We start from the raw sequence: 800 nt of genomic DNA on the forward strand, positions 1-800 counted from the left end.
CCTTCGTCAAGAAGTTTACGGAACATCTCAACGCCAGTTACAGTTGTCTTAACCGTATCTTTGATACCTACGATTTCAACTTCTTCACCAACTTTTACGATACCCGCTTCTACACGACCAGTTACTACTGTACCACGGCCTGAGATTGAGAATACATCTTCGATTGGCATCAAGAATGCTTTATCGATAGCACGTTCTGGTTCTGGGATGTAAGAGTCAAGCGCTTCAACAAGAGCAAGAACTGATGATTCGCCATATTGACCAGCATCACCATTAAGTGCTGCAAGTGCTGAACCACGGATAACTGGAGTGTCATCACCTGGGAAGTCATAAGTAGATAGAAGTTCACGAACTTCCATTTCTACCAATTCAAGTAATTCTTCATCATCAACAAGGTCACACTTGTTCAAGAATACGATGATGTAAGGTACACCAACCTGACGTGAAAGAAGGATGTGTTCACGAGTTTGTGGCATTGGACCATCAGTCGCAGCACACACAAGGATCGCGCCGTCCATCTGAGCAGCACCAGTAATCATGTTTTTAACATAATCGGCGTGGCCCGGGCAGTCTACGTGAGCGTAGTGACGGATTGGAGAATCGTATTCTACGTGTGAAGTATTAATTGTAATACCACGTGCTTTTTCTTCAGGAGCTGAGTCGATTTGTGAGTAATCTTTCGCTTCACCGCCGTAAGTTTTTGCACAAATAGTTGCAATCGCAGCAGTTAAAGTTGTTTTACCATGGTCAACGTGACCAATTGTACCCACGTTTACGTGTGGTTTATTACGTTCAAACTT

1 protein-coding gene is annotated in these 800 nt (G+C 43.6%); it reads right to left on the reverse strand.

Annotated features, from left to right (window positions below):
• Nucleotides 1-800 (reverse strand): elongation factor Tu (locus tag NG55_RS20405; protein ID WP_081409024.1); only part of this gene is annotated, 800 nt, incomplete at both ends.

This window comes from Acinetobacter gyllenbergii (assembly GCF_001682515.1).
Lineage (GTDB): Bacteria > Pseudomonadota > Gammaproteobacteria > Pseudomonadales > Moraxellaceae > Acinetobacter > Acinetobacter gyllenbergii.